At 36.1% G+C, this 22,884-nt stretch carries 21 protein-coding genes and 3 pseudogenes; 16 read left to right on the forward strand and 8 right to left on the reverse strand.

Features of this window, described 5'->3' with window-relative positions:
• Position 1: 1 nt before the first annotated feature.
• Together HMPREF1654_RS07240 and HMPREF1654_RS07245 are read right to left on the reverse strand one after the other, a co-directional pair.
• On the reverse strand, positions 2–721 hold the full coding sequence (locus tag HMPREF1654_RS07240; protein WP_003075826.1) for a metal ABC transporter ATP-binding protein: 720 nt from the start codon (positions 719–721) through the stop codon (positions 2–4).
• 39 nt (positions 722–760) lie between these two features.
• Positions 761–1,720 (reverse strand): annotated as a pseudogene (locus HMPREF1654_RS07245) (IS30 family transposase).
• A 235-nt stretch (positions 1,721–1,955) separates the two neighbouring features.
• On the opposite strand from HMPREF1654_RS07245, the pseudogene HMPREF1654_RS10130 reads away from it, so the two are divergent.
• Positions 1,956–2,169 (forward strand): annotated as a pseudogene (locus HMPREF1654_RS10130) (transposase); the annotation flags it as partial.
• A 614-nt stretch (positions 2,170–2,783) separates the two neighbouring features.
• Here the strand turns inward: HMPREF1654_RS10130 and HMPREF1654_RS07250 are convergent.
• From HMPREF1654_RS07250 to HMPREF1654_RS07270, 5 genes are all read right to left on the reverse strand, one after another.
• A complete protein-coding gene (locus HMPREF1654_RS07250; RefSeq protein WP_003075852.1) occupies positions 2,784–3,578 on the reverse strand; it encodes a nucleotidyltransferase domain-containing protein in 795 nt (264 codons plus the stop codon).
• 21 nt (positions 3,579–3,599) lie between these two features.
• A complete protein-coding gene (locus HMPREF1654_RS07255; RefSeq protein WP_003075968.1) occupies positions 3,600–3,995 on the reverse strand; it encodes a VOC family protein in 396 nt (131 codons plus the stop codon).
• A gap of 101 nt (positions 3,996–4,096) precedes the next feature.
• Entirely contained in the window at positions 4,097–4,648 is a 552-nt protein-coding gene (locus tag HMPREF1654_RS07260) for an NAD(P)H-dependent oxidoreductase (protein WP_003076076.1), read from the reverse strand.
• Between the two features lie 241 nt (positions 4,649–4,889).
• Positions 4,890–5,675 (reverse strand): MFS transporter, encoded by a 786-nt coding sequence (locus HMPREF1654_RS07265; RefSeq protein ID WP_003075917.1) that lies wholly within the window; start codon positions 5,673–5,675, stop codon positions 4,890–4,892.
• 13 nt (positions 5,676–5,688) lie between these two features.
• Positions 5,689–6,672, reverse strand: a complete 984-nt coding sequence (locus HMPREF1654_RS07270) for an ROK family protein (RefSeq protein ID WP_003075845.1) — start codon at positions 6,670–6,672, stop codon at positions 5,689–5,691.
• A 409-nt stretch (positions 6,673–7,081) separates the two neighbouring features.
• Here HMPREF1654_RS07270 and HMPREF1654_RS07275 point away from each other — a divergent pair, with 409 nt between their 5' ends.
• The 13 genes from HMPREF1654_RS07275 (at position 7,082) to HMPREF1654_RS07340 (ending at position 16,669) form a co-directional block, all read left to right on the forward strand.
• Positions 7,082–7,294 carry an AbrB/MazE/SpoVT family DNA-binding domain-containing protein gene (locus HMPREF1654_RS07275; RefSeq protein WP_000646903.1) on the forward strand — a complete coding sequence of 71 codons (213 nt, stop codon included), beginning with the start codon at positions 7,082–7,084 and terminating at the stop codon, positions 7,292–7,294.
• A gap of 1 nt (position 7,295) precedes the next feature.
• The gene (locus tag HMPREF1654_RS07280; RefSeq protein ID WP_003075960.1) at positions 7,296–8,030 is read left to right on the forward strand and encodes an ABC transporter ATP-binding protein; all 735 of its coding nucleotides are present in this window, start codon (positions 7,296–7,298) and stop codon (positions 8,028–8,030) included.
• The gene (locus tag HMPREF1654_RS07285) at positions 8,030–8,680 is read left to right on the forward strand and encodes an ABC-2 transporter permease (protein WP_003075769.1); all 651 of its coding nucleotides are present in this window, start codon (positions 8,030–8,032) and stop codon (positions 8,678–8,680) included. The genes HMPREF1654_RS07280 and HMPREF1654_RS07285 overlap by 1 nt, the downstream gene beginning before the upstream one ends.
• 158 nt (positions 8,681–8,838) lie before the next feature.
• Positions 8,839–9,471 (forward strand): GyrI-like domain-containing protein, encoded by a 633-nt coding sequence (locus HMPREF1654_RS07290; protein ID WP_003076139.1) that lies wholly within the window; start codon positions 8,839–8,841, stop codon positions 9,469–9,471.
• A gap of 12 nt (positions 9,472–9,483) precedes the next feature.
• Positions 9,484–10,011, forward strand: coding sequence for a PadR family transcriptional regulator (locus tag HMPREF1654_RS07295; protein WP_003075984.1), 528 nt, complete (start codon positions 9,484–9,486; stop codon positions 10,009–10,011).
• A 31-nt stretch (positions 10,012–10,042) separates the two neighbouring features.
• Complete coding sequence (locus HMPREF1654_RS07300) at positions 10,043–11,026, forward strand: BtrH N-terminal domain-containing protein (protein ID WP_003075859.1); 984 nt, start codon at positions 10,043–10,045, stop codon at positions 11,024–11,026.
• A 624-nt stretch (positions 11,027–11,650) separates the two neighbouring features.
• The gene (locus HMPREF1654_RS07310) at positions 11,651–12,091 is read left to right on the forward strand and encodes a hypothetical protein (RefSeq protein ID WP_014829799.1); all 441 of its coding nucleotides are present in this window, start codon (positions 11,651–11,653) and stop codon (positions 12,089–12,091) included.
• The gene (locus tag HMPREF1654_RS07315) at positions 12,091–12,528 is read left to right on the forward strand and encodes a GNAT family N-acetyltransferase (RefSeq protein WP_016670412.1); all 438 of its coding nucleotides are present in this window, start codon (positions 12,091–12,093) and stop codon (positions 12,526–12,528) included. Before HMPREF1654_RS07310 ends, HMPREF1654_RS07315 begins: the two co-directional genes overlap by 1 nt.
• 60 nt (positions 12,529–12,588) lie before the next feature.
• Positions 12,589–13,371: an AAC(3) family N-acetyltransferase gene (locus HMPREF1654_RS07320; protein ID WP_003076184.1), complete on the forward strand. Its 783-nt coding sequence runs from the start codon at positions 12,589–12,591 to the stop codon at positions 13,369–13,371.
• A 115-nt stretch (positions 13,372–13,486) separates the two neighbouring features.
• Positions 13,487–14,236 carry a class I SAM-dependent methyltransferase gene (locus HMPREF1654_RS07325; protein WP_003076208.1) on the forward strand — a complete coding sequence of 250 codons (750 nt, stop codon included), beginning with the start codon at positions 13,487–13,489 and terminating at the stop codon, positions 14,234–14,236.
• A gap of 121 nt (positions 14,237–14,357) precedes the next feature.
• Positions 14,358–14,969, forward strand: coding sequence for a TetR/AcrR family transcriptional regulator (locus HMPREF1654_RS07330; RefSeq protein ID WP_003075844.1), 612 nt, complete (start codon positions 14,358–14,360; stop codon positions 14,967–14,969).
• Complete coding sequence (locus HMPREF1654_RS07335) at positions 14,950–15,891, forward strand: ABC transporter ATP-binding protein (protein WP_037589403.1); 942 nt, start codon at positions 14,950–14,952, stop codon at positions 15,889–15,891. Before HMPREF1654_RS07330 ends, HMPREF1654_RS07335 begins: the two co-directional genes overlap by 20 nt.
• 1 nt (position 15,892) lies before the next feature.
• Positions 15,893–16,669: an ABC transporter permease gene (locus HMPREF1654_RS07340; protein WP_003076177.1), complete on the forward strand. Its 777-nt coding sequence runs from the start codon at positions 15,893–15,895 to the stop codon at positions 16,667–16,669.
• 317 nt (positions 16,670–16,986) lie between these two features.
• Here HMPREF1654_RS07340 and HMPREF1654_RS09860 read toward each other — a convergent pair.
• Positions 16,987–18,129 (reverse strand): annotated as a pseudogene (locus tag HMPREF1654_RS09860) (IS3 family transposase); the annotation flags it as partial.
• 186 nt (positions 18,130–18,315) lie between these two features.
• Between HMPREF1654_RS09860 and HMPREF1654_RS07360 the strand changes: the two are divergent.
• A complete protein-coding gene (locus HMPREF1654_RS07360; protein WP_003076188.1) occupies positions 18,316–20,211 on the forward strand; it encodes a M13 family metallopeptidase in 1,896 nt (631 codons plus the stop codon).
• A gap of 140 nt (positions 20,212–20,351) precedes the next feature.
• Positions 20,352–22,853 carry a leucine--tRNA ligase gene (gene leuS, locus HMPREF1654_RS07365; RefSeq protein ID WP_003076102.1) on the forward strand — a complete coding sequence of 834 codons (2,502 nt, stop codon included), beginning with the start codon at positions 20,352–20,354 and terminating at the stop codon, positions 22,851–22,853.
• Positions 22,854–22,884 lie beyond the last annotated feature (31 nt).

The following is a 22,884-nucleotide window of genomic DNA, read 5'->3' on the forward strand; positions in this document are numbered from 1 at the left end:
ATTAGAGACCTCCATTTACAAAAAGCTGAGAGCCATAGGCTTTTTTCAAGTTTTCTTCTGTGAAAGTTGATGAAGTTTCTCCAATGGCAATGAGTTCCTTGTTCAAAATTAAAACTTGATCAAAGTAATGTGGGACTTTTCCTAAGTCATGGTGAACGATGAGAATCGTTTTTCCTTGTTCTTTTAGACTGCGTAGCGTTGTCATGGTGATTTCTTCACTGATTGAATCAATCCCAACGAATGGTTCATCCAGAAAGATACAGTCAGCTTCTTGTACTAGACAGCGCGCAATCAAGACCCGTTGAAATTGCCCTCCTGACAATTGGCTGATTTGGCGTTCAGCATAATCCTCTAAGCCGACAATGCGTAGTGCATTTGTCACTTTTTCCCATTCTTTATTTGTTAACCTGTGGAAAAGTTTCACTTTTGGATACAATCCAAGCGACACACATTCTTTCACTTTGATTGGAAAGTTGTAGTCAATGTGAATTTTTTGTTCCACATAAGCTACATGGCTAAGTACTTTTGAGAATTCTTTATCATCAAGGTAAGTTTGTCCAACATGATCAATGATGCCCAACATTCCTTTTAAAAGGGTGGATTTACCAGCCCCATTTGGGCCAATAACTCCCATGATAGTTGGGCCTTGGATTTCCAAAGAAATCTGATTGAGAGCAAGTGTTTCCTGATAGGAGACACTTAAATTTTCGATACGTATCATTTTATACACCCCTACAGTTAATATACATTAAAACAAAAATTAAGTCAAGTTAATTTCGTGCTTTTTAATTAAAAAGTGAGATAAGATTAAAAAACTAAAATTCAAGTTTAAGTTGGCCCCTTGTAAAACCAGTCTAGGAGATTTGTAATCCAATACTTTCTTTGGCTAGTTATTTATCCAATTTTCGATAAATGCGACTTGTTTCTGAGTCGCATTTTTGCTTCCTTTAGCTAACCAACGCCTAATGAGCCTGTTGTGGTTCTCATTGGTTCCTCTCTCCCAAGACGAATACGGGTGAGCGTAATAATAAATATGCTTAGGGTCAAAAACATCCGCTAAGTGGCTAAATTCTGTATCATTATCCGCCATAATAGAATGAATCTGGTAGTTTTTCAGAATTGTTCTCAAAGCTTGATTAACCGAATAAGTTGATTTGTCGGGAATAAGTCGAATGATTTGATAGCGACTCTTTCTATCGGTTAGAGTTAGGAGACACTCGTTTTTAGCTCGTGTCTGAGTGACTGTATCAATCTCGTAGCGCCCAGTTTCCAATCGCTGATTGACGGCTTCTGGTCTCTCCTCAATAGACTTTCCAACAGGCTTAAAGTTAGGACTCGCTTGCTTCTTCTTAGCCTTTCCTTTATGTGGATAAAGCAGGTCGCCCTCGGTCAAACCTAATTGTCCATGGTGAAACCTAGTAATAGATTGTTGTGATAGGAACCGTGACACCTTTTATCTTCACCATCATTTCAGGAGAGTAGTTCTGTTTGATATAGTGAACAATCTTTTCTTTCAATTCCATCGTCAAAGAGCTCCGCTTAACAGAGTGTTTGCGGTTGTTTTCATAAACTTCTTGTGCAAAGTCAGCTGAATAAATCAATTCAAACTTTGCTGCCTGACTTGTCCACACTTTACTTCATTGTGTATGGTTTGAGGAGCTTTAGCTAATCTTCTAGCGATTTCACGATTGGAATGTCCTTCTTGAAGCCAACGCTCCATATTTCTACGATCAGCTAGTGTTAAATGTTTTCCTTTTGGTGTATAATAAGTCTTGCATCTCAGAGTCCTTCTAATGTGTTTGTGGTGAATTACATTATATCTCTCTGAGATGGTTTTTTATACCCTTTAGTAGTTAACTTCATTTTAGAACTTTCAGATAAGATTAAAAATGACCTATGAACATTTGAATCATGAAGCAGTATTGTTTTTCTGGTTGTCAAACCTTATTTTCAGACTGTTTAAAAAATTTCTTAAGCATAAACAATACATCCACAAAGCCATTAGATTCAGATTATTCAAATGCAAAACTAGAAGCCAAAAACATGCTTAGCAAAGACATAAAACGTCAGGGGTTCGGCTTTCAAAATTTTTAAAACTTTAAGAAGCGTATTTTTATCACACTAAACATTAAAAAAGAAAAGACCAATATGATCCTTTCTCGATGTTAGCTTCTTGTCACCCACTACAGTTGACAAAGAGCCGATTTTTCTGTCTAACTTTTGAGGTATAGGTCAAGTTTTTCTCAAATTGCAACTAAGATTAGTATCCATAGAGAATTGAAGCGTTGTCCAAAACAGTATTCAACTGAAAGAGCTCAAAAACTCACGAAGAATTAGCTAAACAAACAAGACTATCTCCAAAAGAATTCCTAAAGACCTTCACTTTGGATAGAAGAAAAGAGTTTGCCTGTTACCTTTTGGTTAAACAAAGGGAGATTCCATTTTATTTTGTGGATACTTATTCATCTTGTTAAAGAAGAAGCAATGAGAATGCCAATAAGCTTCTTCGTGAGTATTCTCCTAAGACAAACGATTTAGCAACAGTTACTGAAAAAGCGCTTAGTGATACCTTACTGCTTATTAATTTCGTCCCCAAAAATGTTTTGGTTACAAGCCAGCTTTTGAAGCACTTAGAGATGAGTTTTCAAAATGTTGTATATTGCAATTTTTCAATAATGAACGTTTTCAAGGTCGTTGTTTGATCTTTTATTATTTTATTGCTACCTGCTATGCTAAGGAGTAGTTCGGATAAACAGAGGAATTTTGTAGAGATAAAGTCTTTTCTAGTTATCAATTTGAGGCACAATCGTTTGTAAGTGTTCAAGGATGGCCTGTAATGCTGCAACTGTTTTCTTTGTTTGATGAGGTTGGTAGAGTAGTTGGAAATAGTCGCGAATAGTTTCTTCAAAGTACTTAGGAAGAAGAGCACAATTGGTCTTTGCGTAGTCCAGCATTCGTTTTTCACCAGGATGGGTTTGCTCATTGAGTGCAAACAACAAGTCAAAGTAGGACGCAAAAAATTCACTCGTACGATGATTCATACTGAGAAGATCTTGACGTTTGATAGCTTTTTCTATTTGGTTAGAGAAGGCTGGCATGGCCTGATCTAGCAAAAGGAGCTGTCTTTCAATGATATTTTTTTTGAGTTTTTGAGGATAGGGAATCTGATAGGCTTTTTGAAGAGAAGCATAGCGCCCATTCGAATCGTATACGATCTTGCTGTGGAGTAGATTGTGCCACATACAGGTTGTATAAGCATTTTGAGCTTTGTGTTGAAAAACGGTTGTGTTCAATTCTTGTTCAAACGACTCCAATGAACGATAGATCAACTCGATTTGGATACCGTTGTTTAACACGCAGTCGTCCTCTAATTCCCAAAACTGGTTTCCAATTTCCATATAGGAGCAATAGTTGCTAAGAATGATTTGACGAGTTTTCTCGTCAATAGGTGAGTTAAGATAGACATAGACATCATAGTCAGAATTTTGATCGTAGTCTTGTCCTGCACGTGAACCACCAAGAGCGATAGCTTCTACTTGTTCCAGTTGAGAGAATTCTTTGTAAAGTTCGTGGATCATTGTTTTTGCTCCTTTTTTATTTTACGATTTTAAATGTGTTGTTAATTCCAGTAAATTACCTTCGGGATCAGATACAATTGCTTCATAGTACCCATCACCAGTTGTTCTCGGACCGGATTGAATGGGAAAACCATCTTCTTCAAAGCGTTTTGCAAATGCATCAACATCCGCTTTGTCTCCTACAGCAATAGCTAAATGGTAAAATCCAAAACTATTTTTATTCTTTTCTACAATATCTGGACGATGACAAAGTTCTAGACGTGCACCATTTTCAAAATTCAAAAAGTAAGATGAGAATTCTGTTTTAGGATTATAATATTTTTTCGTTGCAACGGCATTAAAGTATTTTTCATAAAAAGATTTCATTTTTCCTAAATCATTTACCCAAACACCTACGTGTTCAATAGAGATTGTCATTGTGTTATCCTTTCTTGTTAAATTATAGTTATCTTTGATAAAATATCAAACGATAAGATAAAATGGAATAAAGAGTGAGGTAGATACAACAGAATATAAAACTATAGATGCATTAAGAATTGAATATAGTCAGAAGCACTTTTTTCAATTTCCTCCTCTTTAGAAAAATACGCCTCACCCGGTATCTTCTCTGAACCATAAAAAGTAAAGAAATCACGATAATTTCCACGACAATAAAATTTAAATAAAATCTTAAAAGGAACTAATACTTGTTCAAGAGTATAATGATATTTTCCATCAAGTTGATAATCTTTCTCCTGAATCCCAGCGGATACCGCCAATGCTATTTTTCTATTTTGTAATTTATCTCCTCCATTTTTACCATAGGACCAACCATAGATTAACACATCATCTATCCACTTTTTTAGTAATGATGGACTAGAGAAATTAAATATAGGAAATTGAAAAACTAAGTTTTGATGAGACTCGACTAATTTTTGCTCTCTTTTTACATTGATATTGCTGTCAGGATATTCTTTATATAATTCATGAATGGTGTATTCTTCCGGGTATTTTCTCAATTCCTCAATCCAACGTTTATTAATAATTGAATGTTCTATATCTGGGTGTGTTACTATGACTAACGTTTTCATCTATTTTTCCTCCTCCGGATGATTCTACTCCTAGTATATAGGGAGATAGTGCGGTTATTTTTTGCTTATTTTATCCCATTCACACAAAGTGTAGAGAATAGGAATTAAAGTTTTCTGTGTCTTGTTAAGGCAACTCCTACTTTCGGTGGAATATATGGGAACTCTGTTCGTGATATAATTCCGTCATTAATTTATTCTTTCAATCTAATACTTCTTAGAATATCAAATGAAATTACTCCAATTAATCAGTGTGGTTCCATTGTAACAAATGACCGTTGTAAAATATCGAAGCGAAGGATGTTGCTGTTTCTGCTGGAATATCTTTGACTACATTTAACCAACTAGCTGCCCAAAGTCCGGTCGTCTGTTCAAGAGCGCAGTATCCAAAAAAACAAAGCAAAATTTGAGGGGCACCTTGAAGTTTTAATGCTTGGGAGATTGAAAGAATATCACTATTATATTCTAACTTCATCCCTTGATCTTTTGAAGTCCATAAAGGTAAAGAAATAAATATAATAGTTGTTAATATAACCTGTATGATTCCAATGATTCTATAACCGACAGGCCAGTCGTAACCACTTGACAAAATCATTCCCATGATATAAGGACCGATAGAAGCCCCTACCCCCCACATACAATGTAGCCAAGATAGATGCCTAGAAGAAAAATGTAATGCTACATAGTTATTTAGTGCACTATCAACTGCCCCTGCCCCTAGACCATAGGGGATGGCCCACAAGCACAGTTGCCAATATTCTTGACAAAAAGAGAAACCAAATAGGGACAAAGCGGTTAGCCCTACCGAAACTGCCGTCACTCTAGCTGTAGAAAATTTATGAATTATTTTGTCTGCATTCAAAGAAGAAATTATTGTACAAACAGAAATAATCAGAAAGATGGAGCCTGCTCCGGTAATAGTTGAATTTAAGCTACGATACATATTTGGCCAAGCGCTTCCTAAAATAGCATCAGGTAAGCCTAAACTAATAAAGGACAGATAGATGACTGCCAACAACAACGAAATCATTTAGTCCTCCTTTTCAGATTGTTCTTCTTTTGATTTCTAGAATTTTGTTTTTTCCAATTGATTGAACTCCGTTCAGTATGAACGGGTCTATTTCCGTCAATCTTTCAAGGATTGGGTGGAATTCTTTAGGAAGATTGGTGTCAGAAATTTCTATATTTTCTTGTAAAGATGGACAATAATATGCAATAGCATCCGGAGCAATGACTGATGTTAGTGCTGTTATCTGATTTAACAAAAGAAATGTGAAGTCATTTGAACGTGATTGGCGATTTGCAGGTTTATATCCATTCATGAGATAGCCGACTTCCCCTGCAAAACCATTTCTTCCACGATGCAATCTTTTATTGATGATAATACCAGAACCGGCAAAATCTGTATCTGGCTGATAGAGAAGGGCCAGTGTTCTAAATTCTGGGTGAATACTACAATAACCAAGAGAAGCAACATTAACATCATTCTCTAAAACAATGGGGATCGTTGTAAGAGATGAAAGTGACGTTAGAAGATTTTTTTGATTGATATGTTCAAAATCAGAATAGATAATTTCTCCTTGTTCTCCAATAATACCAGGAAAACTAAGTACTAATACCTGAATCAGTGGATCATTAGTAATTAGTTTTTTTACTACATTGTAAATTTCATCTAATGTCCCTGTGGGACTTACTAAAATTTGTTCATAAACTGAATGTCCTCCCAGATTAAATGAGTTTGCACGTATTTTGTACTGAGAAAAGATGTGACTAAGAATAATGGTTCCAATATGGATATAATCTTCTCTCAATTGATATAATTTTGACTTTCTGCCACCAGTTGACCTGGCATTTCCTACAAATTCAATCTCTTCACTATTCTCTAATATTTGTAAGATATTGGTAGTTCCTGCCAGAGAAATCCCTGTTTGACTGGATAACTGATTCTTGGTCCATGTTCCTCCTTGATAAAAACAGGATCGTACTTTGTGAATATTTTCTTGCTTTAAATCAATTATTTTTGCCATCTTTCCACCTTTCGACACGTTTTGTCAAAAGTATTGTAGCATATTATATTTTTGTTTGCAATAAGATATTTTTAAAAATCTTAGTTTCGCTTTCCTGATTTTAGGAGTGTTCTCTCTTATAGGAGAGAATAATGCTGTTTTTGATTTATGGCATCAATGTGCTTATGAATTTTTTTAATTCTCAATTTTGTTTGTAGTCACATATTTTCTAGAGAGAGTAGTTAATGAATAAGCACCACTTACAAAGAGTTAGGGTTAAGGTGTCTAAGATTCTTAGTTTTGGGATGAGTGGTACATATTTTTACGAGTATATTATTATGATGGTAAATGGATGTAGTCTGCACTTGTATTATTTAGGACAAGTGGTATAATTAGTTATACAAATCATACTATAAAGGGGGTAATAGTTGTGAAAGCACCAAAAGGTAAATATGCTTGGACGGCTACAGTTGGAGAAAAAGGTCAAATAGTAATACCAAAACAGGCGCGCGATGTCTTTAATATCAAACCTGGTGATACGATTCTGCTTCTTGGTGATGAAAAGCGTGGAATTGCCATACCGCCGAAGGGAGCCTTTGCCCACTTGATGGAAATTGCTTTTGAAGAGAAGGAGGATGAATAAAATGAAGTATGTTTTAGAGGTAAATGATATTACAAAAAAATATTCAGCATTTGAATTGAAACCTATAAGTTTTCATACTAAATCAGGTGAGGTTATGGGATTTATCGGTAGGAATGGAGCAGGTAAGACTACAGCGATTAAATCCATTCTAAATCTTGTTCATCCTGATGCAGGGAATGTCCGTATTCTTGGAATGGATTATCTGGATAATGAAGATGAAATCAAACAACGAATTGGTTATGCAGTGGGAGGAACCAATTATTATAAAAGAAAAAAATTAAAGGATATTGTCGCCATTACTCGTATTTTTTATGATAACTGGGATGATGAATCGTATCGTCATTATCTTGACGCATTTAAACTTGATGAAAATAAGAAAATTATGGAACTGTCTGAGGGGATGAAAGTAAAATTTTATCTTACTTTAGCTCTTTCTCATCATGCTAAGCTTTTGATTTTAGATGAGCCGACTAGTGGGCTTGATCCAGTATCTAGAGATGAGATGAATGAAATCTTTCGAAAACTAGCAGAAAAAGGGGTAGCAATCTTGTTTTCTACTCATATTACTAGTGATTTAGAGAAGTGTGCAGATACTATTACTTATATAAAAAATGGTGAATTGCTCTTATCTGAGAGAAAAGAGGATTTTATCAGTCATTACACGAAAGAAATAGGGCAGGAATCCACACTTGAAGATATTATGGTGCATATTGAAAGGGAAGAGGTGAATTTGTGATGAGAAAACTTCTCTATAAAGAAATGAAACTATCAGCAAATCCTTTGAGTTATTGGTTTATAACTTTTTCAGCTATGACGATGATTCCAAGGTATCCTATTCTTGTCGGTTCCTTTTTTATCTGTCTTGGTATTTTTTATACTTATCAACAAGTCCGAGAATGTGATGACATCACCTACACGGTCATGTTGCCAGTTAGAAAACAAGATGTGGTTACAGCAAAATATTTATTTGTTCTATTTATCGAGTGTATAGCTTTCATATTATGTCTTTTTCTGACGATTATTCGGATGAGACTCTTAGGAGATGCCGCACCGTATGTGACAAATCAATTGATGAATGCAAATGCTGCTTATCTTGGCTATATAATGCTTGTATTTGCAACCTTTAACAGTGTTTTTCTCGCAGGCTTTTTTAAGACAGCTTACAAAATTGGGAAGCCTTTCATCTTATTCTGTGTAGCCGGATCTATCATAATATTCATGGGAGAAGTGTTACATTATATTCCCGGTTTGGAAAGCCTAAATGATCCTGCAAATTTAAGCATACTGCAGGTTGCCATATTGGCGATTGGTATCACCGCGTTTATGTTATGTACTTGGTTTTCTTATCAAAAAGCTGTCAAGGATTTCGAAAGAATTGATTTATGACCGTTAGGGGAATTATGAATTAGATAATCTGTGAAATGTCTGAGTGTCAATCATTTTCGGTTGGCACATGGATTACTTATTTTTACTTTTTTTGACAAAATTATATTCTAGTGGTAGAATATATAAAGAAAAATAAATATCAGAGGAGGAAGTTGCCCATGGTTTTTGACTTTAAGAAAGAATTTAAGGAGTTTTATCCAACTAAGACAAATCCGATGATTGTTAAGATTCCCAAAATGAATTTTTTAGCAGTTCGAGGTAAAGGAAATCCTAACGAGGAAGGTGGCGAGTATAAGCAAGCTATTAACTTACTTTACCCACTTGCCTATACTATCAAAATGAGTAAAAATACAGATTACCGAATGAATGGCTACTTTGATTTCGTTGTGCCACCATTAGAAGGTTTTTGGTGGCAGGAAGGTATTAAAGGTGTTGATTATGAACGTAAAAGCGATTTTCGATTTATCTCTCTCCTTCGTCTGCCGGATTTCGTAAGTAAAGAAAATTTTGACTGGGCTATCCAGCAAGCGACAACTAAGAAAAAAATGGATTTTTCCAATGTGGAATACTTTACTTATGACGAAGGTCTATGTGTTCAATGTTTGCATGTCGGTTCTTATAATGATGAGCCTATAACAGTTGAACGAATGCATGCTTATATGGAAAATGAAGGCTATCAACTGGATATTACAGATGAACGTATGCACCATGAAATCTATATCAGCGATTTTCGTAAAACAGAGCCTGCCAAACTGAAAACTATTCTCAGACATCCGATTACAAAGAAATAGGGAGAATAAAAAATGGTTATCAAGACATCCTTGACAGAGGAGTTAATCCTCGGTATATTGGCAGAGCAACCGCATCATGGCTATCAGATTGAAAAACTTATTGTTGATAGAGGCATGAGAAAATGGACAGACGTAGGTTTTTCTTCAATTTATTATGTACTTGAAAAATTGGAGAAGAAAGGTCTGGCAAAGAGTGTACCGGCAAACGGAAAAGATAAAAAAGAGTACAGCATTACAAAGCTGGGATTAACAGTTTTGATTGAAAAAACACGTCAGCGATTAGTAGAACGACAGCCGACGAACTCACATTTTATGACTGCATTGGCAAATAGTCAGAATATGTCCTCTAAAGAATTATTGCAGGCTCTTATGAAACGAAAATATATTTTGGAAAAGGATTTGCAAGTTTTGAAGAATCAACAAGCAGAAGGACAATGTCTGCCAATGTCTGCCAGACAGTTATTCAGTTTGGGTCTGACCATGCTTCAAGCAGAGCTAAATTGGTTAGAGTCTGAAATTCAAACTTTACAATCACAATGAAATCCAAAAAAATTTTCAGAGGAGATAGTATATGAAGTTAGATATAAAACCGTTCATAGGACAGCATTGTGAATCTACCGCAACAGGAACTCTCTTGAATCAGCTTGGTGTTGAATTAAGTGAGCCGATGTTATTTGGTTTGGGAGAAGGTCTGGGATTTACTCTTTGGAATATGAAATCCATGAATATGCCATTTATAGGCGGGAGAATTAAACCTGATTTATTAACGCAAAATATCACAAAAAATTTAGGGTTAAAACTTGAGGTAAAGGAAACTTCTTCAAAAGATAAAGCATGGAAATCCGTCAAGGGGTTGTTGGATAGAGGTAAGGCAGTTGGGCTGAAATTGGATTGCTATCACTTGGAATATTTTACTAATCCAATTCATTTTGCGGGACACTATGTCGCTATAATCGGATATGATGATAAAAATGCTTTTTTAGTGGATACTGCTCAACAAGGGGGTGAAGTAAGCAGTTCTTTAGAGAGTTTAGAGCAGGCAAGAAGTGAAAAAGGTTCTATGTCATCTAAAAACTTGTTTTATATAATTGAAAAAGAAACAGAAGTATTACCCATAAAAACGGCTGTTTTAACTGCAATACACAATAATGCAGTAACATATTTAAACCCGCCGATAAAGAATCTGACATATAAGGGCATTTATAAAGCAAGTGATGAAATCATCAGGTGGTTTGACAGTTCAAAGAGTATTGAAGAAGATTTTAAAATGACTGCTATGTTAATGGAAAAGGCTGGAACAGGCGGAGCAATATTTAGAAATCTATATCGTGATTTTCTAAAAGAAGCCTTTGACTTAACAAAAAATGATAATATTAAAGTGGCTTACTTAACTTTTGTAGAGATTGCTAAGAATTGGGACGAAGTTATTGCTCTATTTAAAAAAGTATCTGACACCAAAAACAGAAACTACATTTTAGAAGCTTCAAAAAAGATGAAAGACATCTCGGTACAAGAAAAGGAAGCTATGCAGATATTAGAAAATGTATCGCACTAACCGCTCGTCTCTTATTGGCGCAAACCTGAATGGAAATGGCATCCTCATATAGATAATCAGGAGTTGTGGAGGTATTAAAATGGTGCTTCACTTGGAAAGAGTAAATGGAAAAAAACATATGGGAAATAACTAAATTGCAGGTATCAGAGTCACAAAAAGGATTTGTCGCCGCAAATGATGTAAGTATCGTTGAGCATACACTACTATTACGGCAAATGGATTCGCGTTTCCGTTTGGTACCTATGATGGTGAAATTCCTGTTGGTTTTATCATGATTAGCTATGATGTGGTTGATTATTGGGATAATGCACCTGATATTGCAAGAGGAAACTATAACCTTTGATGTTTAATGATTGATCAAAAGTATCAGAAAAAAAGGTTTTGGAAGGGAGGCCATTGCTCTTGGCTTGAATTTTATTAAATTCTTTTCCTTGTGACAAAGCAGAGTATTGCTGGTTTTCATATGGATCTGAAGATGGAGTAGCCTGTAAATTATATCATCCATTTGGTTTTACTGAAACTGGCGATATGGATGGAAATGAGATTATTGCAATAATGGAGCTCTGAGATATTTTAATAATTGATAAATTATAGATTAAAATTTGGAGAGGAAGTGACATTAAAATGTGTAAAGAATGTTATGTTGACCAAAATAGAGTGACACCACTTTTAAATCCTTTGGATTGTTTAACGAATCATACACAGTATATTTGTGGTACATGCGGTAGGTGCATTTGTATTGAATACGATCCAAATCGCGGGTTGCAACGATGGAATTTTCCTTTTAAGTCATTAGAAATTGCAAAGTTGTATTTGAGAACTGCCGATTGTACAGAAAAAAAGCCATGTGGTATTTATGAATTGAAAAGTGAAAATGGCAGATTTTCGTATAAAATTTTTGCAAGCAATGAAGATTTGAAGTTATATCTAAAAAAGAATAAAGGAAAAACTTGTGAAAAAATGGCGTCTGTTTTTTCAGTTGAAGAATATCAGGAATTTCCCAATACACAGGTGAGAAAATTGACTGCTGAAGAAGTGGAAACCTACATGAAAGAGAGATGCTGATGATACGAGAAGCTGTTAGAGAAGATTTATATGACTTGTTGAACCTATATCTTTTCTTGCATGAAAAAGAGATTCCGAAAGATATTGAAGCTTTGAAGGGGACCTGGAATGCAATCATGGAAGATAAAAATCACCATATTATTGTAAAAGAGATAAATGGTCAGATCCTTTCATCCTGCATTTGTGTCATCATTCCGAATCTAACCAGAAATATACGCCCATATGCCCTTATTGAGAATGTGGTGACGCATGAAGAACATAGAGAAAAAGGATATGCGACAGAATGTCTCTATTATGCTAGGGAAATAGCGATAGAAAACAATTGCTATAAAATAATGCTTTTGACGGGTACAAAGAACAAAAGTACATTAACTTTTTATAAGAATGCTGGTTATAATGATGAGGATAAAACAGCATTTATACACTGGATTGAGTAAAATAAATGCCGGACTGTCGGATGAATTTAGGATAAATTTTGCTCACAAGAGGAAAGAATTATGAGAACAGTAGATAAAAATGATATCGTAGCGGACCTGACACAACTGGGCCTGAAACAAGGAGATGTTGTCATTGTCCATACATCGTTAAAAAGTATTGGATATGTATGTGGAGGAGCGCAGACTGTGATAGAAGCTCTAATTGAAGTCGTTACTTCTGAAGGTACCATTGTGATGCCGACACAGTCATGGAAAAATCTAGATCCGAAAACAGGTGTGCACTGGAATGCAGAGGAGTCAGACTGGGATAAAATTAGAGAGAATTGGCCAGCATATGATAAACAGATAACGCCAACAAATACGATGGGAGCTGTTGCAGAAATGTTCCGTCAATGGCCGGGGAGCATCAGAACAGATCATCCAGCAAGATCAATTTGTGCATGGGGAAAACATGCTGAATATATTACAGTGGAACATACTCTTTCAAATATATTTGGGGAGGGTTCACCTATCGCAAAACTCTATGAACTTGACGCAAAAGTATTGTTGTTAGGGGTTGGATATGATAAAAACACTTCTATACACTTAGCGGATGTCCGTGCAGAGTATCCTGGGAAACATGACTGTGTTGAGCATAGTGCCATACTTGAAGATGGTGTTCGTATATGGAAAGCGTATAACACCTTATTCGTTGATGGAGAAGATTTTGAGGACATAGGAAGCGCCTTTGAGGGAAATGGCCTTGCAAAGATAGGAAAAATCGGCAATGCCGATTCTAGATTGATGCAACAACGTGAACTAGTAGATTTTGCTGTCTCTTGGATTGAAAAACATCGTAGATGAACTGAATTTTAACTATTGTAAAGAAATCAATAGATACTGGCTAAACTTTAGTAGAAATAGGTTGATAATTCCTATTTTATCAGATAAACTTAGGATTCATAAAAGGAAATAACGAATGAAATCGTATCAAGATATAAATAAAGAAACTATTGATAGATGGGTTGAAGAAGGTTGGGAATGGAGTAAGCCGATTTCACATGATGAGTATATTAGTGCAAAAAACGGAGATTGGAATGTTTTTCTTACTCCGACGGTTCCTGTTCCACATGAGTGGTTAGGAAATTTAAATGGAAAGAAAATCTTAGGTTTAGCATCGGGTGGTGGGCAACAAATACCTATATTTAACGCATTAGGTGCAGACTGCACTGTTCTTGATAATTCTCCAAAGCAAATAGAAAGTGAATTTTTAATTGCTGAAAGAGAAGGCTATACTATTAAAGCGATTGAAGGCGATATGACAAAAGCTTTGCCTTTTGAGAATGAAACCTTTGATATAGTCTTTCATCCGGTTTCAAACTGTTATGTTGAAGATGTGGAGCCCATTTTTAATGATGCGTATAGAGTTCTGAAAAAGGGTGGAATTTTTCTGGCAGGATTAAACAATGAAATAAATTACATTGTGGATAATGAAGAAAAAGAAATTATTTGGAAAATGCCGTTTAATCCATTAAAAGATAAAGCAGCCAAAGATTTTATGATAAAAGAAAATACTGGCATGCAATTCTCTCACAATATGACAGAGCAAATAGGCGGGCAGTTAAAGGCAGGGTTCACTCTACTTGACATATATGAAGATACAAATGGTTTTGGTAGACTGCATGAACTGAATATTAAAACATATATTGCAACAAAATCAGTTAAATGATAGAAATAGAAGACTTATATTTTCTTACAAAGAAGATATAAGATTTTTGACATTTTTCTGTTTATATGATAATATATGACTGTAAAATCAAAAAACGTCACAGCGTTCTTAGGAGGAGATTATGGCTACTGCTTTTACTAGTGAAGAAAAAGAAGTTATTAGAAAGAAATTACATAAAGTTGCAAAGGAATGCCTTCAAAGATATGGGGTTAAGAAAACCACAGTTGACCAGATGGCAGCAATGGTAGATATATCTAAAGGTTCTTTTTACAATTTTTATTCCTCAAAAGAAATGTTATTTTTTACGGTCTTAGAAGAATATCAAATAGATGTTATGAGTCGTCTGATAGAACAATTAGGTATGGAAACCAAGATAGATACAAATCGTCTGGTACAGTTACTTTATGATTTGTATCAAGATTTTCGCTATTCGTTTATGTATACCATATTTAAAAATCATGAAATGGAATTACTCGTAAGAAAATTGCCAAAAGAAGTGATGATAAATCATCATCTTATAGATGATAGAATGGTTAAAAAAATTGTGTCTCGAATCCACATTAAAGAAACTGTATCAGTAGAAATCGTATCTGCTTTGTTTAGAACTATTGCGATGACTATGTTGCACATCGAGGAAATTGGCGAAAAACAATTTGACACTATATTGAAATTAGTAATCCAAGGTATTGTTGGACAAATTATTGAGGAGGATAATGATGAAAGAGGCAATTAAGACAGTAAATCTTTCTAAAAGATATGGAAAAACTCTTGTTGTTGATAACTTGAATCTATCAATAAAATGTAGTGAAATAGTAGGTTTTTTAGGGCTGAATGGTGCAGGGAAAACGACGACTATGAGAATGCTATTAGGATTGATAAAACCTACATCAGGAGAATGTTATATCCAAGGGAAAAAGGTAGACCAATATAATTTAGAGGTTCGGAATGAAATAGGTTATATTATTGAAACGCCCTATTCTTATCCAGACTTAACCGTGAGAGAAAACTTAGAAATAGTTAGTACATTAAGAGGAGTTAGAAATAAAGATGCTATTGATTGGGTTACTGAAAAATTAAAACTGGAGCAATATAAAGATAAACAAGTAAAACATCTTTCTTTAGGAAATGTTGCTCGCTTAGGAATTGCAAAAGCTATTATTCATAAACCTAAAATCTTAATCCTTGATGAGCCGACAAATGGATTAGATCCTTTTGGGGTTATTGAAGTGAGAGAGCTATTAAAGGACTTAGCGGATAATCTCGGTACAACTGTTCTTATTTCAAGTCATAAGCTGGAAGAAATAGCTAAAATTGCTACCAGAATAATAATTATACATGAAGGTAGACTGATAAAAGAAGTTGAAAGCAAAGAATTAGATAAGCGCTTAGAAAAAAAGTTATTAGTAAGTGGTTCTAATAATAAGGCTATAAAAGAAGTATTATCTAATAATGGTTATCATGTAAATTTCAAATCAGAATCAGAAAATAATATCTGTTGCGTGGAACTGATTGATACAAAATCTGTGGAATATCCGGAAGAAATTGCTACATTACTGGTTAATGCAGGGTATCCACCTAAATTGCTGACTATTGAAAAAGAAGATTTAGAGAATTATTTTCTTAGAATGCTTAATGACTACAATGGAGGAGTATAGAATGAAAAATCTTAGTTCCTGTATTTTAATTGAATGGAGAAAGTTAATAAAATCAAAACTTTCCATCGTAACTGCTTGTTCTATCTGTTTAGTTCCTTTTATTGTTGGGTTGTTTGCAACTATGATGAAATATCCAGAGAATTTCAAAAATCTTGGTTTGATTTCTGCAAAAATGGAAATGATGAGGCTAACAGACTGGTCGTCATACTTAATGACCGTATCACAAGTCATTTCTGTTGGGGGATTGCTCTTTTTTGGATTTACAGCATCTTGGGTTTTTGGCAGAGAATATTCTGATAAAACTATGATAGACTTATTAGCACTCCCGATAAAAAGAGATACAATCGTATTATCCAAATTTATCGTTATCGCTTTATGGAGCTATACTCTATCAATTTTTGCACTTTTATTGGGATTATTAGCTGGCAATCTGATTGGACTTGAGGGCGGGAGCTTAACGGTGATTTTCAAAGGCATACTTACTTTTGGTTATTGTACTACTCTTACGATCATACTCTCTACTCCAGTGGCGTTTTTTGCTTGTTTAGGCCGGGGATATTTGTCACCATTGGCATTTATTATTTTTACTATTATTTTTTCTCAGCTTGGTTCTGCTCTTAACTTTGGAAAATATATTCCATGGGCGATTCCTGCACTCGCAAGTGGTATTGCAGGAAAAGCAATATTGAATTTTGGGAGCATTGTCAGTTTATTTGGGGTAAGTATTCTAGGCCTTATCGCAACAATAGCTTGGTGGAGATATGCTGATTACAATTAAAATGAAGTGATGAAGGTGATATTAATAGGATGGCTATTATGCCCTATCTGTAAAAGGAAAACTCTCAATGTCCCAATACAAAAGCAAACACAAAGAACAGGTGTAAATATCTAATGGAAATTTTGAAAATGATAAGCTGGGAGCAAGAAACATGGGAGCGTAAACAGTTACGCAAAGAAACATGAAGTATCTTTTCTAAAGCAAAAACGCTTAAACTGTACTGTCCCCAAAAAGTTAAACAAGAAATTATGGCAAGGATTGAATTCTGTATTGGACAGGACTCAGTCCTTTTAATTCGTTTGTTGTTGTAGTAATCAGTTCGGACGATTCCCCTTTCGTGAGATAGACGGTCTAATGCCTTTGGATTTCAGAAACTGATGGTAATACTGATGTTGGTACTGCTACCCTTGATCATTATGGAGAATCATATTCTCGTACTGTTCCTCTGTGAATGTCTGCTCCAACATCGTTTTCACTTGCTCTAAGTTCGGTGAATGAGAAAGATTATAAGCGATGATTTCACGATTGAAATCGTCTAAAATTGGGGATAAATAAAATTGCTGTGTGCTACTTGGAATGGCAAACTCTGTCACATCTGTATAACATTTCTCCATTGGTTTGGATGCTTCAAACTGGCGTTGAATGAGATTCTCTGCTTTCTTACAAACTTCCCCTTGGTAAGAAAAATACTTGCGTTTTCGACGAATTTTAGCTCGTAAATGAAGTACTTTCATCAAACGCTGAACCTTCTTGTGATTGATTACATACCCACGATTCTTTGGTTCTAAATAAATCCGACGATAGCCATAGTTGCTCTTACGTTTACCATAAACGGCCTGTATCTCAGGATTGATATCCTGTTATGTGTTGTTTTAAGTGGTAATAATAGGCTGAATGAGCTAGTTTGAGAATACTTAGAAGAATATCTAAAGAAAATTCCATTACCAATTCTCGAACAATTTCTGTTTTTCTTCTTTCTATTTTTCCTCCTTCAATCGGAGTTCTCTCAACTTTTTTAGAACGGCATTCTCTGCTCGCAAGTATTCATTTTCTGCTTGAAGACGTTCTAACTCGGTCATTTCTTCTAGTATTTTCTTTGGTTTGCGTCCCATTTTAGGTGGCCTCCCTCTTTGTTTCTAAACAATAATATACCTGTTTTTCTTATATTGTGCGAGCCAATTAGAAAGTATTCCTCGGTTTGGAAGAGCGTAGGTGAGAGACACACTCAGTTGTGAACGACCTTTAAGTAAGACTTCATCTATCATTTCTTATTTTAATTTTGGAGAATAGTACCGATTTCTTCTTTTTTTGACCATCTCAAATCCGTAACGATCGATCAATTTAGTTAAATACTGAAGATTAGAAATATTTACCCCATATCTATTTGACAGTTGCTTGAAGCCATATCCTTGTTTTCTGAGTTCATAGATTTGAACTTTGTTCCCATACGTTAATTTCATAACAAAACACCTCAATCGTTAGATTTTTTTCTGTTTAACTTTTTGGGTGCGGTTCAAAATCCCCTATAACAAGGTTTCACGAGCATTTAAGAATATCCAAAAATTGGCAAATGTTTATAATTAAACATTTGCCAATATAAGCGTTTTCTGTTAGGATTAAGTTAAAACAATGAAAGCGAGAACAAGATGACACGTTTACAAGATGATTTTTTTGACTATGTCAATGGTGAATGGGAAAAAACAGCAGTTATTCCTGATGATAAGCCAGTGACAGGTGGATTTATGGATTTGGATCAAGATATTGAAAAGTTGATGCTGGCTACAACTGACAAATGGTTGGCAGGCCAAGATGTACCTGAAGATCCAATCTTACAAAATTTTGTGAAATACCACCGTTTAGTAGCAGATTTTGACGAACGGGAACAAGCAGGGGTTGCTCCTGCAATGCCACTTGTAGAAGAGTATAAGAAGCTTAGTTCTTTCAAAGAGTTTGCAGGTAAGATTGCTGAGTATGAAATGGCTGGGAAACCGAATGTTTTACGATTTGATGTTGCTCCAGATTTTATGAATGCTCAAATGAATGTTCTCTGGGCTGATGCGCCTGGCATCATTCTGCCAGATACGACCTATTATGAAGAAGGAAATGAAAAAGGTAAGGAACTGCTGGCAATCTGGCGGAAAATGCAGGAAGAATTGTTGCCTAAATTTGGTTTTTCGGCAGAAGAAATAAAAGAAATGTTGGATAACTATCTGAAATTGGATGCTAAATTAGCCAAGTATGTTCTTTCTAAAGAAGAAAGTTCAGAGTATGTGAAATTATATCACCCTTATGATTGGGCAGATTTCACTAAGCTTGCACCTGAATTACCGCTGGATGCAATCTTCACAGATATTTTAGGGCAAGTTCCAGACAAGGTGATTGTTCCTCAAGAGCGTTTCTGGAAAGAATTTGCAGCTGAATATTATTCAGAAAAGAATTGGGCTGCTATTCATGCGGGATTGAAATTATTTGCAGCTGGTGCTTGGACGGCTTATCTAACAGAAGAAATTCGCGTTCTTTCTGGCACCTATGTGCGAGCTATTACAGGTGTGCCTGAGGCTCGTGCTAAGGAAAAAGCAGCGTACCAAATGGCGCAGGCACCATATAATCAAGCTCTCGGCCTTTGGTATGCGGGGGAAAAATTCTCACCGGAAGCAAAAGCAGATGTAGAGCATAAAGTCGCTGCTATGATTGATGTTTATAAGTCGCGCCTAGAAACGGCAGATTGGTTAGCTAAGGAAACACGTGATAAAGCGATTGTCAAGCTCAATGTCATCACACCACATATCGGCTATCCAGAAAAATTGCCAGAAACTTATGCGAAAAAAGTGATTGATGAGAAATTGAGCTTGGTGGAGAATGCTCAAAACTTAGCAAAAATTTCTATTGCGCATACATGGAGTCAATGGAATAAGGAAGTGGATCGCAGTGAATGGCATATGCCAGCTCATATGGTCAACGCTTATTATGATCCACAGCAAAATCAAATTGTGTTCCCAGCAGCCATTCTTCAAGCGCCGTTTTATGATTTGCATCAATCTTCGTCAGCTAATTACGGTGGGATTGGTGCAGTAATTGCTCATGAAATTTCACATGCATTTGATTCAAATGGAGCCTCATTTGACGAACATGGAAGTCTAAATAACTGGTGGAAGCCGGAAGATTATGAAGCTTTCCAAGAACGTACTCAAAAAGTGATTGAACAATTTGATGGTCAAGATTCTTATGGAGCTAAAGTTAATGGGAAATTAACTGTGTCAGAGAATATTGCGGATTTAGGTGGTATTGCGGCAGCACTTGAAGCAGCTAAGAAAGAAGCAGATTTTTCTGCAGAAGAATTCTTTACGAACTTTGCTCGTATTTGGCGCATGAAAGCTCGTCCAGAATACATGCAAATGTTGGCAAGTGTGGATGTACATGCTCCTGGGAAACTTCGTACAAATATTCAATTACCAAACTTTGATGATTTCTTTACGACTTTTGATATTAAAGAAAGCGATGGTATGTGGCGCAAACCAGAAGATCGCGTGATTATTTGGTAATGGCGTCACTTTACTTAAAACCAGTTGGATTACCAGCTGGTTTTTTGTTTGAGAACGGAGAAGTAGACTTTTCCTAATTATACCTTTCAAAATCCTTTGAAAATGGTATAATAATAACATCATAAAATTGGAGTACATCAATGACTTTTTATAATCATAAATCAATTGAAAAAAAATGGCAGAAATATTGGGCGGAGAATCATACGTTTAAGACTGGGACGGCTGCATCAAAACCTAAATTTTATGCGTTAGATATGTTTCCTTACCCGTCTGGGGCTGGTCTTCATGTGGGGCATCCTGAGGGCTACACAGCAACGGATATTCTCAGTCGCTACAAACGTGCGCAAGGCTATAATGTCCTTCATCCAATGGGGTGGGATGCTTTTGGACTTCCAGCAGAACAATACGCAATGGATACAGGAAATGACCCAGCTGAATTTACAGCTAAAAACATTGCCAACTTTAAACGTCAAATCAATAGCCTTGGTTTCTCATATGATTGGGATCGCGAAATTAACACAACAGATCCTAACTACTATAAGTGGACGCAGTGGATTTTTACAAAATTGTATGAAAAAGGTTTGGCATACGAAGCTGAAGTGCCAGTTAACTGGGTTGAAGAACTAGGAACGGCTATTGCCAACGAAGAAGTGCTTCCCGACGGTACATCTGAACGTGGTGGTTATTCAGTTGTTCGTAAACCAATGCGTCAATGGATGCTTAAAATCACAGCTTATGCTGAACGTCTCTTGGAAGATCTAGATGACCTTGATTGGCCAGAATCTATCAAAGATATGCAACGGAACTGGATTGGTAAATCAACTGGTGCTAACGTGACTTTTAAAGTCAAAGATACAGACAAAGATTTCACCGTATTTACAACTCGTCCAGATACACTTTTCGGTGCTACCTATGCTGTTCTAGCACCAGAACATGCTCTTGTTGATGCTATTACCAGTCCTGAACAAGCTCAAGCCGTTGCTGCTTATAAACGTGCGGCTAGCCTTAAATCTGACCTCGCTCGTACAGATCTTGCCAAAGAAAAAACAGGTGTCTGGACTGGTAGCTATGCCATTAACCCAGTTAATGGTAAGGAAATTCCAATCTGGATTGCCGATTATGTGCTTGCTAGCTATGGGACGGGAGCTATTATGGCAGTTCCTGCGCATGATGACCGCGACTGGGAATTTGCAAAACAATTCGATTTAGAAATTATTCCAGTTCTCGAAGGTGGAAATGTTGAGGAAGCAGCCTATACAGAAGACGGCCTTCACATCAACTCTGGCTTCCTAGATGGCCTCGATAAAGCTCAAGCTATTGACAAAATGGTTGCATGGCTTGAAGCAGAAGGTGTTGGTAATAAGAAAGTCACTTACCGTTTGCGTGACTGGCTTTTCTCACGTCAACGTTATTGGGGGGAACCAATCCCAATCATTCATTGGGAAGATGGCACAACAACAGCTGTTCCAGAAGATCAACTACCACTTGTATTGCCAGTAACAAAAGACATCAAACCTTCAGGAACAGGTGAAAGTCCACTTGCTAACTTGACAGACTGGCTGGAAGTTACGCGTGAAGATGGTGTCAAAGGCCGTCGTGAAACGAACACCATGCCGCAATGGGCAGGTTCAAGCTGGTATTATCTGCGCTACATTGACCCACACAATACAGAAAAATTAGCTGATGAAGAACTGCTTAAGGCATGGCTACCAGTTGATATTTACATTGGTGGTGCTGAACATGCCGTGCTTCACTTGCTCTATGCACGCTTTTGGCACAAAGTTCTATATGACCTTGGTGTTGTTCCAACTAAAGAACCCTTCCAAAAACTCTTTAACCAAGGGATGATTTTGGGAACAAGCTATCGTGACCACCGTGGCGCCCTTGTAGCGACAGATAAAGTTGAAAAACGTGACGGTTCTTTCTTCAATATCGAAACAGGTGAAGAATTGGAACAAGCCCCAGCTAAGATGTCTAAATCTTTGAAGAATGTTGTTAATCCAGATGATGTAGTGGAGCAGTATGGTGCAGATACTCTTCGCGTTTACGAAATGTTTATGGGGCCGCTTGATGCATCTATTGCTTGGTCTGAAGAAGGACTTGAAGGCTCACGTAAATTCCTCGACCGTGTTTATCGTTTGTTGACAACAAAAGAAATTGTGGCTGAAAACAATGGTAATTTGGATAAAGTTTATAATGAAACTGTCAAAGCCGTTACAGAACAACTTGAAGCCATGAAATTCAACACAGCTATCGCTCAATTAATGGTTTTCATTAATGCTGCAAACAAAGAAGACAAACTCTTTGCTGACTACGCTAAAGGTTTTATACAATTATTAGCCCCATTTGCGCCACACCTTTCAGAAGAATTGTGGCAAACATTGACACAATCTGGTGAATCAATTTCATATGTTCTTTGGCCAACGTGGGACGAAGCTAAGTTGGTTGAAAACGATGTAGAAATTGTTGTTCAAATCAAAGGTAAAGTTCGTGCAAAACTTGTCGTACCAAAAGATTCAAGCCGTGAGGATCTTGAAAAACTTGCTCTTGCTAACGACAAAATTCAGTCCGAAGTGGAGGGTAAGGAAGTTGTTAAGGTAATCGTTGTACCTAATAAGTTGGTCAATATTGTGGTGAAATAAATAGAAAGAAGAAAGGGTTCTGATATCATTC

This window comes from Streptococcus intermedius SK54 = ATCC 27335, from assembly GCF_000413475.1.
In the GTDB taxonomy this organism is placed as follows: Bacteria; Bacillota; Bacilli; order Lactobacillales; family Streptococcaceae; genus Streptococcus; species Streptococcus intermedius.

Bases quoted from the DNA above. Each gene is read 5' to 3' on its own strand.
- HMPREF1654_RS07285 (WP_003075769.1), top strand. From the start codon at position 8,030: ATGAGAAAACTTCTCTATAAAGAAATGAAACTATCAGCAAATCCTTTG.
- HMPREF1654_RS07270 (WP_003075845.1), bottom strand. From the start codon at position 6,672: ATGGCAAAAATAATTGATTTAAAGCAAGAAAATATTCACAAAGTACGA.
- HMPREF1654_RS07265 (WP_003075917.1), bottom strand. From the start codon at position 5,675: ATGATTTCGTTGTTGTTGGCAGTCATCTATCTGTCCTTTATTAGTTTA.
- HMPREF1654_RS07260 (WP_003076076.1), bottom strand. From the start codon at position 4,648: ATGAAAACGTTAGTCATAGTAACACACCCAGATATAGAACATTCAATT.
- HMPREF1654_RS07360 (WP_003076188.1), top strand. From the start codon at position 18,316: ATGACACGTTTACAAGATGATTTTTTTGACTATGTCAATGGTGAATGG.
- leuS (WP_003076102.1), top strand. From the start codon at position 20,352: ATGACTTTTTATAATCATAAATCAATTGAAAAAAAATGGCAGAAATAT.
- HMPREF1654_RS07280 (WP_003075960.1), top strand. From the start codon at position 7,296: ATGAAGTATGTTTTAGAGGTAAATGATATTACAAAAAAATATTCAGCA.
- HMPREF1654_RS07290 (WP_003076139.1), top strand. From the start codon at position 8,839: ATGGTTTTTGACTTTAAGAAAGAATTTAAGGAGTTTTATCCAACTAAG.
- HMPREF1654_RS07250 (WP_003075852.1), bottom strand. From the start codon at position 3,578: ATGATCCACGAACTTTACAAAGAATTCTCTCAACTGGAACAAGTAGAA.
- HMPREF1654_RS07295 (WP_003075984.1), top strand. From the start codon at position 9,484: ATGGTTATCAAGACATCCTTGACAGAGGAGTTAATCCTCGGTATATTG.
- HMPREF1654_RS07325 (WP_003076208.1), top strand. From the start codon at position 13,487: ATGAAATCGTATCAAGATATAAATAAAGAAACTATTGATAGATGGGTT.
- HMPREF1654_RS07335 (WP_037589403.1), top strand. From the start codon at position 14,950: ATGATGAAAGAGGCAATTAAGACAGTAAATCTTTCTAAAAGATATGGA.
- HMPREF1654_RS07310 (WP_014829799.1), top strand. From the start codon at position 11,651: ATGTGTAAAGAATGTTATGTTGACCAAAATAGAGTGACACCACTTTTA.
- HMPREF1654_RS07330 (WP_003075844.1), top strand. From the start codon at position 14,358: ATGGCTACTGCTTTTACTAGTGAAGAAAAAGAAGTTATTAGAAAGAAA.
- HMPREF1654_RS07240 (WP_003075826.1), bottom strand. From the start codon at position 721: ATGATACGTATCGAAAATTTAAGTGTCTCCTATCAGGAAACACTTGCT.
- HMPREF1654_RS07300 (WP_003075859.1), top strand. From the start codon at position 10,043: ATGAAGTTAGATATAAAACCGTTCATAGGACAGCATTGTGAATCTACC.
- HMPREF1654_RS07320 (WP_003076184.1), top strand. From the start codon at position 12,589: ATGAGAACAGTAGATAAAAATGATATCGTAGCGGACCTGACACAACTG.
- HMPREF1654_RS07340 (WP_003076177.1), top strand. From the start codon at position 15,893: ATGAAAAATCTTAGTTCCTGTATTTTAATTGAATGGAGAAAGTTAATA.
- HMPREF1654_RS07315 (WP_016670412.1), top strand. From the start codon at position 12,091: ATGATACGAGAAGCTGTTAGAGAAGATTTATATGACTTGTTGAACCTA.
- HMPREF1654_RS07255 (WP_003075968.1), bottom strand. From the start codon at position 3,995: ATGACAATCTCTATTGAACACGTAGGTGTTTGGGTAAATGATTTAGGA.